This is a genomic window from Burkholderia latens (assembly GCF_001718795.1).
Classification (GTDB): Bacteria; Pseudomonadota; Gammaproteobacteria; order Burkholderiales; family Burkholderiaceae; genus Burkholderia; species Burkholderia latens_A.
In genome coordinates, this window is sequence record NZ_CP013435.1 from 1,872,354 (window position 1) to 1,888,479 (window position 16,126).

A 16,126-nucleotide genomic window follows, 5' to 3' on the forward strand; every position below is an offset into this window, starting at 1 on the left:
GCTGAACATTAGACCTTGAACGGATGGCGGAGCAGGATCGTTTCGTCGCGGTCCGGGCCCGTCGAAATCATGTCGACCGGCACGCCGGCCACTTGCTGGACGCGGGTCAGGTATGCCTGCGCATTCGCCGGCAGTGCGTCCCACGTCTTGATGCCGACAGTGCTTTCCTTCCAGCCTGCGAACGTTTCGTACACCGGTTCGCAACGCGCGACGTCGACCGCACCGCGCGGCAGGATGTCCACGTCCTTGCCGTCGACCTTGTAGCCGACGCACAGCTTCACTTCATCGAGACCGTCGAGCACGTCGAGTTTCGTCATGCACAGGCCCGACACGCCGTTGATCTGGATCGAGCGGCGCAGTGCCGCCGCATCGAGCCAGCCGGTGCGGCGCGGACGGCCGGTAACCGAGCCGAATTCCTTGCCGACGTTCGCGAGCGTGACACCGACCTGGTCCTGACGCTGCGGATTGTCCGCATCGTACAGCTCGCTCGGGAACGGGCCCGAGCCGACGCGCGTGCAGTACGCCTTCGTGATGCCGAGGATGTAGTTCAGCTTTTGCGGACCCACGCCGGCGCCCGCCGACGCCGCACCCGCGACGCAGTTGCTCGACGTGACGAACGGATAGGTGCCGTGGTCGATGTCGAGCAGCGTGCCCTGCGCGCCTTCGAACAGCAGGTTCTGACCGGCATTGTTCGCGTCGTACAGACGGCGCGACACGTCGGCCACCATCGGCTTCAGGCGATCGGCATAGCCGAGCATCGTATCGAGCGTGGCCTGGAAATCGACGGCCGCGCCGCCGAGATACTGGGTCAGCACGAAGTTGTGGAAATCGAGGTTCTCGCGCAGGCGGTCGGCGAAAGTCTTTGCGTCGAACAGGTCCTGCACGCGCAGCGCGCGGCGGCCGACCTTGTCTTCGTACGCGGGGCCGATGCCGCGGCCGGTCGTACCGATCTTGCCCGCGCCCTTGCGCGCTTCGCGCGCCTGGTCGATCGCGATGTGGTACGGCAGGATCAGTGTCGTGGCTTCGGAGATGAACAGGCGGTCACGCACGTTCACGCCGGCTTCTTCCAGCTCGCCGATTTCCTTGAACAGTGCCTCGGGGGACAGAACGACGCCATTGCCGATGTAGCAGGCGACGCCTTCACGCATGATGCCCGACGGAATGAGGCGCAAGATGGTTTTCTTGCCGCCGATGATGAGGGTGTGGCCGGCGTTGTGACCGCCCTGGAAACGCACGACGCCCTGAGCGTGGTCCGTCAGCCAGTCGACGATCTTGCCCTTGCCTTCATCACCCCATTGCGTTCCCACGACGACGACATTGCGCCCGGGAGTCACGTTCACTGCGCTGGCAGACATGTTGATTCGTTAGCTGGTTAAAAACGTATTCTACCTATGTTCGCGGGCGATTCCGAATTTTTCCGTTTCGCTTCAACGATATGCACGTCAAACGACGGCCCGCGAACGCCTGATTAACGGGGTTCGACCACCCATGCACCGTTCCGCTCGACGAGCGAACGGTCGCACGCGAACTCGTCGAGCACGTGGTCGTGTCCCGGCAACGCCTGAATCACGACCTCGCCCGCATCGCGCAGCGCCGCGACGGCTGCGCTCAGCGCATCGTCCTGCGCCCACGGGGCAAGTATCGCGGTGCCGCGCGCCTCGACCGGCGAAATCCGCGCGAGCTCGCGCAGGTCGAGCGAGAAGCCCGTCGCCGGCCGCGCGCGACCATAGGCCTGGCCCACGTGGTCGTAGCGGCCGCCGCGCGCGATCGCGTTCGGCACGCCGTCGATGTAGGCCGTGAACATCGCGCCGCTGTGGTAAGCGTAGCCGCGCAGATCGGCGAGATCGATCGCCACTTCGACGCCCTTCGCCTGGACCGCGAGTTGCGCGAGGTCGTCCAGCGCGCGCGTGATCTCGGGCAGCACCGGCAGGCGTGCGCGCGCTTCGTCGAGCACGCTTGCGTCGCCGTACAGTTGCGGCAGCGCACGCAGCGCCGCGCGCGTGTCCGCGCCGAGATCGTCGGTCAGTTCACTCAGCAGCGGCACGTCCTTGCCCGACAGTGCGTCGTACAGCGCTTCGCCGCGCTCGGCCGCCTGCGCGTCGCGCGCGAGCAGCGCCGCGAGCACGCCCGCGTGGCACAGATCGAGGCGGATCCGCGACAGCCCCGCGAGGTGCAGCGCGTCGAGCATCAGCTGCTGGATCTCGAGATCGGCTTCCAGCCCAGCATGGCCGTAGATTTCGGCGCCGATCTGGATCTGCTCGCGCGTGGCATGCAGGCCGCGCGGGCGCGTATGCATCACGTGCCCCGCGTAGCAAAGACGCGTCACGCCCTGACGGTTCAGCAAATGCGCGTCGATGCGCGCGACCTGCGGCGTGATGTCCGCACGCAACCCGAGCGTACGGCCCGACAATTGGTCGACCAGCTTGAAGGTGCGCAGGCGCAGGTCGGCGCCGCCGCTCGTCAACAGCGACTCGAGGTATTCGAGCAGCGGCGGCATCACCATTTCATAGCCGTACGAACGGAAGCGGTCGAGCAGCCTGCGGCGCAGCTCCTCGATCTTGCGCGCTTCCGACGGCAGTACGTCGGCGATATTCTCGGGAAGTAACCAGGTCGACATCGGTACGGTCCTACGACGGGAAACAGGGCGCGACACACGCGCCGCAAATGAATCGGAAATCGGAATCGGGCGGAACGAACGGCGGGTGCGCCGTCCGATCAAGTGGCAAGCAGCAGCAGGACGAGCCCGAGCGCCATCACGATGAGCCCGCCGATCCGGATATGATGCGGCGGCCGCTCCGCTATTCTACGAAACGTGTCGCGCCAGGCGACGGGAAACACGAAGGGGAACGCCCCCTCGATGATCAGCATCAGTGCTACCGCGAGCAACAACGAGCCAGCCAGATCCATGCGAGCGACGGCGCCGCTCGTCGCGGCGCCCCAAGGTCAGTGTTTGCGGGGAGCAGGCGCCGCCGGTGCGGCGCCGCCCGTCGGGCTGCGCATGAAACGGAAGAACTCGCTGTCGGGATCGACGACGATGATGTCGTTGCGCTTGAACGTATTCCGGTAAGCCTGCAGGCTCGCGTAGAACTGATAGAACTGCGGATCGCGGCCAAACGCGTCGGCGGCGATCGACGCGGCCTTCGCGTCGCCCTCGCCCTTGATCGTCTGCGCCGACTTGTACGCATTCGCGAGCACCGCCTGCTGTTCGCGTTCCGCGTCGGCCTTGATCTGCTCGACGTCGGCCGCACTGTCGGCACGCACCTTCGCGGCCTGATCGCGCAGCGCGGCAATCATCCGCTGATACACGGCGTCCGTCTGCGCAGCGGGCAGGTCGATACGCGTCAACTGGACGTCGACCACGTCGACGCCGAGGCCCGACGCCTGTACGCGCACCGCATCGCGGGCCGCATTCGCGATCTCCCGCTGGCCGCCGAGCGCGTCGTCGAGCGCATGCTTGCCGAACGCGTCGCCGAGTGCGGACTTCAGCGCGGCAGCCAGCCGCTCGGCAGCAGCAGCCGGGTCGCCGCCCGTCGCCGTGAAGTACTTCATCGGGTCGCTGATCCGGTACTTGACCGCGTACGCAACGAGCAGATCGTGCTTGTCTTCGGTCGCCACCTGCAACGGATCCGGCGATTCGAGCGATTGCAGGCGCGTATCGATCAGCGTCGCAGTCTGCAACGGCGGCGGCAGCTTGAAATGGATGCCGGGGCCGGCAAGCTCGGGCTGCGCGCCGTCGCGCCCCGACAGCACGGCCATATGGCGCGGATCGACGCTCAGCACGGTCGACGACGCCGCGAACGCGGCGATCACGATTGCGACGACGAGCGCAATGATTCGGTTCATGTTCTGCGCTCCCCGTTACTTCGTATCGTCTTCGCGCGAGCGGCTGCGGAACGCTTCGCGGGATCGCAGCACGTCGCTGCCCGGTGCAGGCGCCGCGGCAGCCGAAGCCGCGCTCGCCGGCGCGCTTGACGCGGCAGCAGCTGGCGCCGATGACTGGTCGGGCACGGCTGCGCCAGCGGCTGCCGTCGCATTCGCCGCATTCGTCGCGGCCGTCGCATTCGCGGCGCTTTGCCGCCCCTGCTCGACGAGCTTGTCGAGCGGCAGGTACACGACGCTGTTGCCGCCCTTGTTGCCGACGAACACCTTCGTCGCGTTCGAATAGATTTGCTGCATCGTCTCGAGGTACATCCGCTCGCGAATCACCGCGGGCGCCTTCGAATATTGCGCATAGACCTGCTTGAAGCGCTCGGCGTCGCCTTCGGCTTCGGTGACCACGCGCTGCGCATACGCATTTGCGTCGTCGGCGAGCTTCGCCGCATCGCGCTGCGCCTTCGGCAGCAGGTCGTTCGCGTAGGCCTGCGCGGCCCGCTTCGCAGCCTCGCGCTCGTCGCGCGCCTTCGCGACTTCCGCATACGCGGCCTGCGTCTGCTCGGGCGCCGTGACGCTCTGCATCGTGACGGCCGTGACCTCGAGCCCGGACTGGTAGCGATCGAGATCGCGCTGAATCGCGGCGGATAGCTGCTCGCGCAGCGCGTCGCGATCCTGGTTCAGCAGGTCGGCTGCACTGCGCGTGCCGACGATCGCGCGCACCGCAGCCTGTGCGGCCTGCGACACGCTGCGCTCGGGATCGACGCTGCGGAACAGGTAATCGGTGGCGGAGCGGATCCGGTACTGAACGACGAAACGCACATCGACGATGTCGGCGTCGCGCGTGAGCATCGCCGCTTCCTTCACGTTCGCGAGACGCACGACGTTGTTTCGGCCGATCTCGATCGAACGGACCTGCGACGTGTCGACGATCTCGTGCGACGCGAACGGATATGGCGCGCGCCAGTGGACGCCCTGGCCTACCGTGCCCGACAACTTGCCGAACTGCAGCACGACGCCCGTCTGGCCGTCCTGCACGACGAACAGCCCGCTGCCCGCATATACGGCGATCAGCACGCCGATCACGATGCCGACGCCGACGCGCGCGGCCCGGCCATTATCGGGCCGGAAGCCGTTGCCGCCCTTGCCGCCGAACAGGCCGCTCAGACGCCGGTTGAAGTTGCGCCACATCTCGTCGAGATCGGGCGGGCCGTCACCGTCGCCGCCGGGCGGACGCTTCGATTCGTTCGCACGCGGACGGGATCCGTCGTTGCCCTTGCCATCACCACGCCCCCAGCGGGGATCGTTGATCGACAGCAAGGCGCGCATCCGCCGCCAGGTACTCCGCTCGTTGTATTCGTTCACCAGAGTTTGTTCACCAGATTGGACGCCGGCGAACCGGCCGGGACCGGTTAGCGCCCGTGTTCGGAAATCGTGTGGTCTTCGTGCGGTTCTGCGGGTGCGCCGTCGAGCGCGTCGTCGGGCAACGTCGCGCCGGAGAGGTGTTCCGCGGAGGCGATTTCGGCGATGGCGGCACGCAACGTGTCGAGACCCTGACCGGTGCGCGCGCTCAAAAAGACGCGCGAAATATTACCATACTCGTCCCGCTCGACCGCGTCGCCGCGGGCTGCCAGCTCCGGCACGGCGTCGATCTTGTTGAACACGAGCACCTGCCGGATCGTGTCCGCGCCGATCTCGTGCAGCACGCCGTTGACCTGCTCGATCTGCTCGAGCCGCACTGCGCTCGACGCGTCGACCACGTGCAGCAGCAGATCCGCGTGGATCGTCTCCTCGAGGGTCGCGCGAAACGCTGCAACCAGTTGGTGCGGCAGTTCGCGGATGAACCCAACCGTGTCGGACACGACGATCTGCCCGACCTCGTCGCCGAGGTACACGCGCCGCGACGTCGTATCGAGCGTCGCGAACAGCTGATCGGCCGCGTACGCCTGCGCTTTCGTCAGCGCATTGAACAGCGTCGACTTGCCCGCGTTCGTGTAGCCGACGAGCGACACCGACATCGTGCCGCTGCGTGCGCGCTGGCGACGCTGCGTGCTGTGCTGCCGGCGCAGCCGGTCGAGCCGCGACTTCAGCATCTTGATGCGCTCGCCGATCAGCCGGCGGTCGGTTTCGAGCTGCGTTTCGCCGGGGCCGCGCAGGCCGATACCGCCCTTTTGCCGCTCCAGGTGGGTCCACGCGCGGATTAGCCGGGTCGACAGGTACTGCAGCTGCGCGAGCTCGACCTGCAGCTTGCCTTCATGGCTGCGGGCGCGCTGAGCGAAGATATCGAGGATCAGACTCGTGCGATCGACCACACGCCTGTTAAGCGCCTGCTCCAGATTCCGCTGCTGAGCCGGTGCCAGTGCGTGGTTGAAGATGACGATTTCGACGTTGTGCGCGTCGCAGGCGAGCCGCAGTTCTTCGGCTTTGCCGCTGCCGATGAACATCTTGGCATCGGGACTGGCGCGACGGCCCGTGAGGGTGACGGCGGGACGGGCTCCCGCACTGGAGGCAAGAAGGCTGAGTTCTTCGAGACTGGCTTCGAAATCGGTCTTGCCGAAATCGATGCCGACGAGCGCTGCGTTGATCATATTATCGGGTGTCAAGATGAGGCGGCTGGCATCGGTCGCTCGCGGCGACCGGATGCCGGCCGCTGCGATGGGTTAGGACGAGGCTTCCGCGTCCGGGTGGAAATTCACCGGGCGCGCCGGCACGACCGTCGAGATGGCGTGCTTGTAAACCATCTGGGTCACCGTATTACGGAGCAACACGACGTACTGGTCGAACGATTCAATGTTCCCTTGCAGCTTGATGCCGTTGACGAGATAGATCGAAACGGGAACGTGCTCTTTGCGCAGTGCGTTCAAAAACGGGTCTTGTAACAATTGCCCTTTGTTGCTCATGGCGTACTCCATCTTTTTTTGCAGGTTGATCTGGATTGGCGACGAAGAAAAAGAGATCCGGCGCCAATCGCTACACTATAGCCGATTTTGCCTGCCCCGCCCCGGCATGGGCCATGCGGCCTATCCCTTGTGGGACGTGCGTAGCAGGCGTGTTCAGCCCTTGTCCGCGTACGGATTGTTCGACGAACGGAACTCTATGCGCAATGGAGTCCCGGTCAGCGAGAAAGTTTCGCGGAAACGGTTTTCGAGGTAACGCTTGTACGTTTCCGTCACCGCATCGAGCGCGTTGCCGTGGATCACGATCAGCGGCGGATTCTGGCCGCCCTGGTGCGCATAACGCAGCTTCGGACGCACCGGGCCGCGACGGCGCGGCTGCTGGAACTCGACTGCTTCGATCAGCGCGCGCGTGAGCTTCGGCGTCGGCAGTTTCGCCATCGCCGCCGCATACGCGTCGTCGACCGAGCGCATCAGCGCGCCGATGCCGGTCTTCTTCGCGGCCGAGATGTAGTGCGATTTCGCGAAATCGAGGAATTTCAGCTTGCGGGTCAAATCCGCTTTCGCACGATCGCGCGCGTGGTCGTCGAGGCCGTCCCATTTGTTGACGCCGATCACGAGCGCGCGGCCCTGCTCGACGACGAAGCCGGCGATGTGCGCGTCCTGATCGGATATGTCCTGCTGCGCATCCAGCAGAAGAATGACGACGTTCGCATCCGAGATCGACTGCAGCGTCTTCACGACGGAGAACTTCTCGATCGCCTCGAACACCTTGCCCCGGCGTCGCAGGCCCGCGGTGTCGATCAGCGTGTATTTCTTGCCGTTACGCTCGAAGTCGACGTAGATCGAATCGCGCGTCGTGCCCGGCATGTCGAACGCGATCACGCGGTCCTCGCCGATCAGCGCGTTCACGAGCGTCGACTTGCCGACGTTCGGGCGGCCGACGATCGCGATCTTGATGCCGCGCGACGGATCGTCCTCGTCCGCTTCTTCCGGCTGGCCCGCGTACGCGACTTCCAGCGCCTCGTTGATCATGTCGGTCACGCCGTCGCCGTGCGCGGCCGAGATCGCGCGCGGGTCGCCGAGGCCGAGTTCGTAGAAGTCGGTCGCGACCGCCGTGTACTTCATCCCCTCGGCCTTGTTGACCACGAGGAAGATCGGCCGGCCGGTCTTGCGCAGGTAATCGGCGATCGACTTGTCCTGCGGCGCGAGCCCGTTGCGGCCGTCGACGATGAACACGACGACGTCCGCTTCCTCGACGGCTTGCCGCGTCTGGCGCGCCATCTGGTGCAGGATGCCGTCTTTCGCGACGGGTTCGAAGCCGCCGGTATCGACGACCAGATACGGCCGCGCGCCGACCCGCCCCTCGCCGTAATGGCGATCGCGCGTCAGGCCCGGCAAGTCGGCGACCAGCGCATCGCGCGAGCGCGTGAGCCGGTTGAACAGCGTGGATTTCCCCACATTGGGGCGCCCAACGAGGGCAATGACCGGTTTCATCTGTGTTTTCTACGGTGATGCGCAGCAGCGGGAGGCCCGCTGCTGCGGGCGGCTGCGCTGAATGAAAATATCACGATTTCGCGCCGCGCCGGATGCGCGCGCCGGGCGCGCGTTGCGCGCCGTCGTCTTTCGTTGCGAACTGCCTTTCAAATACCGAGCGGCCGGGAACACCGGCCGCCTTCATGTCGCACGATCACGGCCGGCGGGCCCCGCCCGCTCCGCCGCGATTGCACCTGTTGCGTGCGCGTCAGCGCGGACGGAACCCGTACAGGCCGCCGTCCTTCGTCTGCACGACGAGCGTATTGCCCGCCAGGACCGGCGCCGCGGTGATCGCGCTGCCGTCGGTCTTCATCCGCGCGATGAAGCTGCCGTCTTCGCGCGACAGAAAGTGCACGAAGCCCTTGTAGTCGCCCATCACGACCGCGTGGCCAAGCAGATAAGGCACGCCGACGTCGCGGCTCTTCAGCTTGTCGTTGCGCCAGAGCTGGTTGCCGCTCGCCGCGTCGTAGGCCGTCACGACCGACCAGTCGTCGCCGCCGGCGACAACCGAATCGTCCTGTGCGAGACCGCTGCGGCTCGAGAACGGCTTTTCCCACAGCGGACGGCCCGAGTTCGCGTCGAAGCAGCCGAGCTGCCCCTGGAACGTGACCGCGCACGCTTCGGCGCCGACGAGCGTCGGCGGACCGCTGACGTCGTTGATGCGCTCCACTTCGGTCACGCCCTTCGGGAACGACACGGGCGTCTGCCAGAACGGCTCGCCCGTCTGCAGGTTGATCGCGACGAGGCCGCCGCCGGGGAAGCCCGCCAGCACGGCCGCATCGCCGGCGAACGTCATGCCGGCCGACACGCGCAGATTCAGCGGCACCGCGCGATTGCGGTAGTTCCACTTCTGCTCGCCCGTCTGCGAATTGAACGCAATCACCTGGCCGTCGATCGTACGCACGATCACGAGGCCGTTGCCGACGAGCGGCGGCGAGAAGATCTCGCCTTGAACGCTCGTCTTCCACAGCTGCTTGCCGTCGGGACCGAGCACGAACACGCCGCCCTTCAGCGCGCCGACCGCGGTCAGATTGCCGTCGCTGCCGACACCGGCGGACAGGTCCGACCCGACCTTCGTGCGCCACAGCGTCTGCCCCGTTTTCGCGTCGATCTTTTCGACCGAACCGTTCTCGCCCGCCGCGAAAACGGCGTCGCCCACGGCCACCGGCGAGAACAGATAGCGCCCGCCCTTGCCGACGCTCGCCTTCCAGACCTGTTGCACGTCGAGGACGGGCTTGAACTCGGTGAGCGGCGTCGGCACGCGGCGCGCGTCCTTCGACGACGAGCAGGCCGCCAATGCCAGGACAGCCGCCGCGCAGGCTACGGGCACAGCGTAACGTTTCAGCAAATTCATCGGTTAGCGAAGCAAGTTAAGAGGTTGAGGGGGCCGGAATCAGCCGCCGAGCGCGTCGAGCTTGAACTGTACGAGCTGACGCGCGGACTGGTCGTCCTGCGACAGGCCGTCGAGCGCGAGCTTGTACGCGGCGCGCGCATCGTCGGTCTTGCCTTGCGCGGCCAGCAGATCGCCGCGGCGATCTGCCACGAGGCCCTTGAATGCATCGACCGGCGTGCCGGACAGCAGCGCGAGTCCCGCGTCGTACGCCTTCTCGTCGAGCAGCAGCGATGCGAGACGCAGCTTCGCGATCTGCTTGTATTCGTCGTCCTTCGCGTGGTCGACCGCCCATTGCAGCTGCGCCTTCGCGCCGGCTGCGTCGCCGGCTGCGTACAGCGTCTTCGCGGCAGCGAGCGCGGTCATCTGTGCATACGGCGTGCGGCCGAACTTGTCTTCCATGTCGGCGGCCGCGCGGGCCATCGTCGCCTTGTCGTTCGCGGCGGCGGCTTTCAGCACCTGTTCGTACAACCCGGAAGCCTCCGCGGCCTGACGGCGTTGCCAGTAATTCCAGCCGTTGAAGCCGGCCGCGACGACGAGCGCCGCCAGCACGATCCACGTGGTCAGGTTGCCCCAGCGGGCCCACCACGCCTTCAGACTTTCAATCGATTCTTGTTCGTCGTGATAACTCATCGGCGAGCGATTCCTTCCTTTTCAGGCTTTTCTTGTCGAGCGAATGCCAGCGCGATCAGTCGTCGCCGTCTTCGGCGGATGCAACCATCGCATTGATTAGGAATTCGGTCAAGCTTTCGACCGGTACGGTCTGCTGAACGTTCTTTTCCCCTTCCTGGCCCGACCCGCGCAACGCTTTCACGCCCACCGTGCCGTTCGCGACCTCTTCCTCGCCGAAGATCACCGCGAACGCGGCGCCGCTCGCATCGGCCCGCTTCATCTGCGACTTGAAGCTCGCCGGCGCGCCATCGGCGCTGCAGTGGAAAATCACGTCGAGGCCCGTATCGCGCAGACGCTCGGCCGCGATGAACGCCTGTTCGCGCGCCGTCTCGCCCTGGTGCACGACGTATACGTCGACACCTTCCTGCTCCGGCGCGAGATTCTCTTCCTTCAGCAGTTCGAGGATGCGCTCGATGCCCATCGCCCAACCGCAAGCGGCAGTCGGCTTGCCGCCGAGCTGCTCGATCAGCGGGTCGTAGCGGCCGCCGGCCGCGACAGTGCCCTGCGCGCCGAGCTTGTCGGTCACCCACTCGAACACGGTCAGGTTGTAGTAGTCGAGGCCGCGCACGAGACGCGGATTGATCTTGAACGGAATGTTGTTCGCGAGCAGCAGGCGTTGCAGCCCTTCGAAATGCGCACGCGATTCGTCGCCGAGGAAGTCGATCAGCTTCGGCGCGTTCTGCGCGATTTCCTGCAGCGCGGGGGTCTTCGTGTCGAGCACGCGCAGCGGGTTCGTATACAGGCGGCGCTTCGCGTCCTCGTCGAGCACGTCGACAAACTGCTCGAGATATTTGATCAGTTCGACGCGGTGCGCGGCGCGCTCTTCGGCGAGGCCGAGCGAATTGATCTCGAGCTTGATGCCGGTCAGCCCGAGATCGTCCCACAGGCGCTGGCACATCATGATGATTTCGGCGTCCGCATCCGGGCCCGCGAAGCCAAGCGCCTCGACGCCGACCTGGTGGAACTGGCGGTAGCGGCCGCGCTGCGGGCGCTCGTGACGGAACATCGGACCGATGTACCACAGCCGCTTCGGGCCGTCGTACAGCATGTTGTGCTCGATCGCGGCCCGCACGACGGCCGCGGTGTTCTCCGGGCGCATCGTCAGGTTTTCGCCGTTCAGCGCATCGGTGAAGCTGTACATCTCCTTCTCGACGATGTCGGTGACTTCGCCGATGCCGCGCGTGAACAGCTGCGTGTGCTCGACGATCGGCGTGCGGATGTTCTGGTAGCCGTACGCGCGCAACAGCGATTTCACGGTAGCTTCGAAGAACTCCCACAGGCCGGCATCCTGCGGAAGGATGTCGTTCATGCCTTTGACGCCGGTGAGTTTCTCGATCTTGCGTTTCTGTTCAGTCATCGTTCGTGTGTGTGGACGAATTTAGTTCAGGGCCTCGGTACGGCCGTAGTTGCGCGCGACGTAGTCGCTGACGATCTGCTGGAATTCCTCGGCGATCCGCTCGCCGCGCAGCGTCTTGACCTTCTCGCCGTCGATGAAGACGGGTGCGGCCGGATTCTCGCCCGACCCGGGCAGGCTGATGCCGATGTTCGCGTGCTTCGATTCGCCCGGACCGTTGACGATGCAGCCCATCACCGCGACGTTCATCTTCTCGACGCCCGGATACTCCTTGCGCCAGACCGGCATCTGCTCGCGCAGGTAGGTCTGGATCTGCATCGCGAGTTCCTGGAACAACGTGCTGGTCGTACGGCCGCATCCCGGACACGCGATCACCATCGGTGCGAACGAGCGCAGGCCCATCGTTTGCAGGATCTCCTGGCCGACGATCACCTCGCCGGTGCGCGGCGCGCCCGGTTCGGGCGTCAGCGAGATGCGAATCGTGTCGCCGATCCCTTCCTGCAGCAGCACGCCGAGCGCGGCAGTCGACGCGACGATGCCCTTCGAGCCCATGCCCGCCTCGGTCAGGCCGAGGTGCAGCGCGAAGCCGCAGCGGCGCGCGAGCTCGCGGTACACGGCGATCAGGTCCTGCACGCCGCTGACCTTGCACGACAGCACGATCCGGTCGCGGCCGAGACCCAGTTCCACCGCACGCTCGGCCGAGCCGATCGCCGACTGGATCAGCGCCTCGTACATCACGCTCTGCGCATCCCACGGCTGCGCACGCGCGGCGTTCTCGTCCATCATCCGCGCGAGCAGGTCCTGGTCGAGGCTGCCCCAGTTCACGCCGATCCGCACCGGCTTGTCGTACTTCGCGGCGGCTTCGATCATCTGCGCGAACTGCGTGTCGCGCTTCGCGCCCTGGCCGACGTTGCCCGGGTTGATCCGGTACTTCGACAGCGACTCCGCGCAGCCCGGATAATCGCGCAGCAACAGGTGGCCGTTGTAGTGGAAATCGCCGACGAGCGGAACGGTCACGCCCATCCGGTCGAGCTGCTCACGGATCGCGGGCACGGCCGCCGCGGCTTCCGGCGTGTTGACCGTGATGCGCACCAGCTCGGAGCCCGCATTCGCGAGTTCCTTGATCTGGATCGCGGTACCGATTGCATCGGCCGTATCGGTATTCGTCATCGACTGCACGCGCACCGGCGCATCGCCGCCGATCGTCACGAGTTGTCCGCCCCAACGAACATTCACCGCATGCGACACACGACGCGGCTGATGTCCGCCGAACACCGGCTCGGTTGAACAAATCTGACTGCTGCGTGGGGATTGAGCTTCGGATTGCATCGATAGATCCATTTACGCGGAATGCGCCGCGACGCGGCGCATGAATTGAAAAAGCGCCGTGCCCTTGCGGCCTGCCCAGGACAGGCCCGCGCCACGGCGCTTGACGTCAGGGCAACGTGAACCGCGCCACGTTACCCCGCGCTGCCGAATATTTTGCCGGATCGACGGGTTTTCCGTCGAACGCGACCGTATCGAGGCCGGCCTTGTTGCCGATCGTGACCTTGAACGGCCCGTCGCCCGCGACCTGCTTCGTCTCGCCGGCCCGCACCAGCGCCGAGAACAGCTCCTTGCCATTCTTGTCGCGCACGCTGAACCAGCAATCCTGCTTGACCTTCAGTTCGATCATCGACTGGCCTGCCGCCACCGCGACGCTTGCGGGCTGGGCCGGCACGACGGCTGTGCTCGCCGCTTCGGCCGCCGCGACGACGGGCTGCGATGCGGGTGCCGCGACCACGGGCGCCGGCGCTGCCGATGCTACGACCTGCGGCGCCGCACCGGACGCCGCAACTTGCGCGGGCGCGGCGGCAGGCGCAACGTTACCGACTGCCGTCGACGCACCTGCCGCAGCCGCCTCGTCGACGGTGGACGCCGCCGGCGCGCTCGCCGCGGACGCATGGCCGGCGTCGCCGCCCTTGAAGCGCGCGAGCCAGCTCGACGAATCGCCGCCAGTGTGCCACATGAGCACCGCGATCACCGCGATGACGACGATCGCCGTCCCCCACAGCCACGGATGGTGACCGGATGAGCCGCCGAGCGGAATCGATACGCGGCCGCGCGGCAAATCCGTCCCCGACGAGGCGGGCATCGACAGGTCGACTTCCGGCACGCCGCGCTCGCGGCGCAACGCCTGCGCGAACGGCTCCGGATCGACGCCGAGCATCTTGGCGTAGCTGCGCACGACGCCGAGCGCGAACGTCACGCCGGGCAGATGGCTGATGTCGCCTGCCTCGAGCGCGCGCAACTTCGGCGGAGCAACCTTGAGCCGCGCCGATACGTCGTCGACCGTCCAGCCCTTCGCCTCCCGGAGCTGCGCCAGCCGGCTGCCGACAGCCGCCAGCGTTTCCAGTCCCGCCGATGCCGGCTGCGCGGCATTCGTCTCTGCGCCGTTGGTCGGCTGCGGCTCACTCATCCTTGTCCTCGCGTCGATTCTTCTTCACTGGGGCGCCGCCGGCTCCCGCCGGTTACACCCGCAACTGTCCATACCATGCGCGGCGCCGAGGCGCCGCGACCGATCGCTATTCGCGTGTTGTACCGCCAAAAGTCCGGGCATCCGCGGCCGAAGGCCGCCCCGTCAAATCGCCCGGACTTCGATGATCTTTGCTGCTGCGCCCGTCCGCTCCGCCAGGCGCGTGCGGTCCTTCACCGCGCCCGCCAGCTGCCCGCATGCGGCGTCGATGTCGTCGCCGCGCGTCTTGCGCACGGTCGTGACGACACCCGCGTCGATCAGAACCTGTGCAAAGCGCTTGATCTGCTCCGGCTTCGAGCGGATGAGGCCCGACTCCGGGAACGGATTGAACGGGATCAGATTGAACTTGCACGGCACGTCACGCGTGACGGCCAGCAGTTCGCGCGCATGCGCTTCGGTATCGTTGACACCGTCGAGCATGCAGTATTCGAAAGTAATGAAATCGCGCGGCGCGACTTTCAGATAGCGTTCGCACGCGGCCATCAGCTCGCGAAGCGGATGCTTCTTGTTGAGCGGCACCAGTTCGTCGCGCAGCGCATCGTTCGGCGCGTGCAGCGACACGGCGAGCGCGACCGGCAGTTCGGCGCCGAGACGGTCCATCATCGGCACGACGCCGGACGTCGACAGCGTGACGCGGCGGCGCGACAAGCCGTACGCGTTGTCGTCCAGCATCAGCCGCATCGCCGGCACGACCGCGTTGTAATTCAGCAGCGGCTCGCCCATGCCCATCATCACCACGTTGGTGACGACCCGTTCGGCCTTGCCGTTCGGACCGGGCGCGCGACCGAGCGACGCACGCAATGCAAATTCGGCCATCCGGAGCTGACCGATGATTTCGGCTGTCGACAGATTGCGGGAGAAACCCTGCTTGCCCGTCGAGCAGAACCGGCAGTTGACCGCGCACCCAGCCTGCGACGACACGCACAGCGTGCCGCGCGTCTCTTCCGGGATGAACACGGTTTCGACTGCATTGCCGTTTCCGACGTCGATCAGCCACTTGCGCGTGCCGTCGGCGGAAACGTGATCGCTGACGATGTCGGGCATCCCGATCGACGCGCGGCCCTTGAGCTTCTCTCTCAGGGACTTCGCAAGATCGGTCATGCCGTCGAAATCGCCGGCGTTGTACTGGTGGATCCAGCGCTGCAACTGCTTGGCGCGGAACGGCTTCTCGCCGAGGCTGCCGCAGTACGCGACAAGACCCTCGGCATCGAAGTCGAGAAGATTGACGGAAGTTTCGCTCGTCATGATGTGCTGCCTTGCCGCGTGCGCTGAATCCTGCCTACTTGTTGCCAGCCAGGGCTTAGCGCGAGTAGACGTTCATTTCCGGGAAGAAGAACGCGATTTCGACCGCAGCCGTTTCGGCAGCGTCCGAGCCGTGCACGGCGTTCGCGTCGATGCTGTCGGCGAAGTCGGCGCGGATCGTGCCCTTTTCCGCCTTCTTCGGATCCGTCGCGCCCATCAGGTCGCGGTTCTTCAGGATTGCGCCTTCGCCTTCCAGAACCTGGATCATCACCGGGCCCGAGATCATGAAATCGACGAGATCCTTGAAGAACGGGCGTGCCGCGTGAACTGCGTAGAACTTCTCTGCGTCAGCACGCGACAGGTGTGCCATGCGCGCTGCGACGATCTTCAGGCCGGCGCCTTCGAAACGGCTGTAGATCTGGCCGATCACGTTCTTTGCCACCGCATCCGGCTTGATGATCGACAGGGTGCGCTCGATTGCCATAAAAACTCCAAAAAATTAAGAAGTTACAGGTTCAAATGAATCCGCTATTGTAGCACGATCCCGTGTATCATTGCGATTGAACCCTTACGCCGGTGAAAGGTTCCAAATTCATATGTTTTTGCGCCGCGCGGCCATTGAAACCAAGCGGCACGGAACGTATCTTAGCCAT

The 16,126-nt window shown here is 65.7% G+C and carries 15 protein-coding genes; all 15 read right to left on the reverse strand.

What is annotated here, in order from left to right; genetic code table 11:
• Positions 1-8: 8 nt before the first annotated feature.
• Complete coding sequence (locus WK25_RS08710) at positions 9-1,355, reverse strand: adenylosuccinate synthase (protein ID WP_040144272.1); 1,347 nt, start codon at positions 1,353-1,355, stop codon at positions 9-11.
• 113 nt (positions 1,356-1,468) lie between these two features.
• On the reverse strand, positions 1,469-2,617 hold the full coding sequence (locus tag WK25_RS08715; RefSeq protein WP_069241435.1) for an ATP phosphoribosyltransferase regulatory subunit: 1,149 nt from the start codon (positions 2,615-2,617) through the stop codon (positions 1,469-1,471).
• Positions 2,618-2,715: 98 nt separating this feature from the next.
• Entirely contained in the window at positions 2,716-2,907 is a 192-nt protein-coding gene (locus WK25_RS08720) for a DUF2065 domain-containing protein (protein WP_009687995.1), read from the reverse strand.
• 36 nt (positions 2,908-2,943) lie between these two features.
• Complete coding sequence (gene hflC / locus WK25_RS08725; protein WP_069241436.1) at positions 2,944-3,843, reverse strand: protease modulator HflC; 900 nt, start codon at positions 3,841-3,843, stop codon at positions 2,944-2,946.
• A 15-nt stretch (positions 3,844-3,858) separates the two neighbouring features.
• Positions 3,859-5,235 (reverse strand): FtsH protease activity modulator HflK, encoded by a 1,377-nt coding sequence (hflK, locus tag WK25_RS08730; RefSeq protein ID WP_040144275.1) that lies wholly within the window; start codon positions 5,233-5,235, stop codon positions 3,859-3,861.
• Positions 5,236-5,282: 47 nt separating this feature from the next.
• Positions 5,283-6,458, reverse strand: coding sequence for a GTPase HflX (hflX, locus tag WK25_RS08735; protein WP_069241437.1), 1,176 nt, complete (start codon positions 6,456-6,458; stop codon positions 5,283-5,285).
• A 72-nt stretch (positions 6,459-6,530) separates the two neighbouring features.
• Positions 6,531-6,770 carry an RNA chaperone Hfq gene (gene hfq, locus WK25_RS08740; protein WP_006399927.1) on the reverse strand — a complete coding sequence of 80 codons (240 nt, stop codon included), beginning with the start codon at positions 6,768-6,770 and terminating at the stop codon, positions 6,531-6,533.
• Positions 6,771-6,923: 153 nt separating this feature from the next.
• Positions 6,924-8,261, reverse strand: coding sequence for a ribosome biogenesis GTPase Der (gene der / locus WK25_RS08745; protein ID WP_052111045.1), 1,338 nt, complete (start codon positions 8,259-8,261; stop codon positions 6,924-6,926).
• Between the two features lie 247 nt (positions 8,262-8,508).
• Positions 8,509-9,654 carry an outer membrane protein assembly factor BamB gene (bamB, locus tag WK25_RS08755; protein ID WP_069241438.1) on the reverse strand — a complete coding sequence of 382 codons (1,146 nt, stop codon included), beginning with the start codon at positions 9,652-9,654 and terminating at the stop codon, positions 8,509-8,511.
• A gap of 39 nt (positions 9,655-9,693) precedes the next feature.
• Positions 9,694-10,323 (reverse strand): tetratricopeptide repeat protein, encoded by a 630-nt coding sequence (locus WK25_RS08760; protein WP_040144279.1) that lies wholly within the window; start codon positions 10,321-10,323, stop codon positions 9,694-9,696.
• Positions 10,324-10,378: 55 nt separating this feature from the next.
• Positions 10,379-11,719, reverse strand: a complete 1,341-nt coding sequence (hisS, locus tag WK25_RS08765; RefSeq protein ID WP_069241439.1) for a histidine--tRNA ligase — start codon at positions 11,717-11,719, stop codon at positions 10,379-10,381.
• Between the two features lie 21 nt (positions 11,720-11,740).
• Positions 11,741-13,045: a flavodoxin-dependent (E)-4-hydroxy-3-methylbut-2-enyl-diphosphate synthase gene (ispG, locus tag WK25_RS08770; RefSeq protein WP_040144963.1), complete on the reverse strand. Its 1,305-nt coding sequence runs from the start codon at positions 13,043-13,045 to the stop codon at positions 11,741-11,743.
• A gap of 106 nt (positions 13,046-13,151) precedes the next feature.
• A complete protein-coding gene (locus tag WK25_RS08775; RefSeq protein WP_040144281.1) occupies positions 13,152-14,174 on the reverse strand; it encodes a helix-turn-helix domain-containing protein in 1,023 nt (340 codons plus the stop codon).
• Between the two features lie 162 nt (positions 14,175-14,336).
• A complete protein-coding gene (rlmN, locus tag WK25_RS08780; protein ID WP_040144282.1) occupies positions 14,337-15,476 on the reverse strand; it encodes a 23S rRNA (adenine(2503)-C(2))-methyltransferase RlmN in 1,140 nt (379 codons plus the stop codon).
• Between the two features lie 55 nt (positions 15,477-15,531).
• Positions 15,532-15,957, reverse strand: coding sequence for a nucleoside-diphosphate kinase (gene ndk, locus WK25_RS08785; RefSeq protein WP_040144283.1), 426 nt, complete (start codon positions 15,955-15,957; stop codon positions 15,532-15,534).
• Between the last annotated feature and the right edge of the window lie 169 nt (positions 15,958-16,126).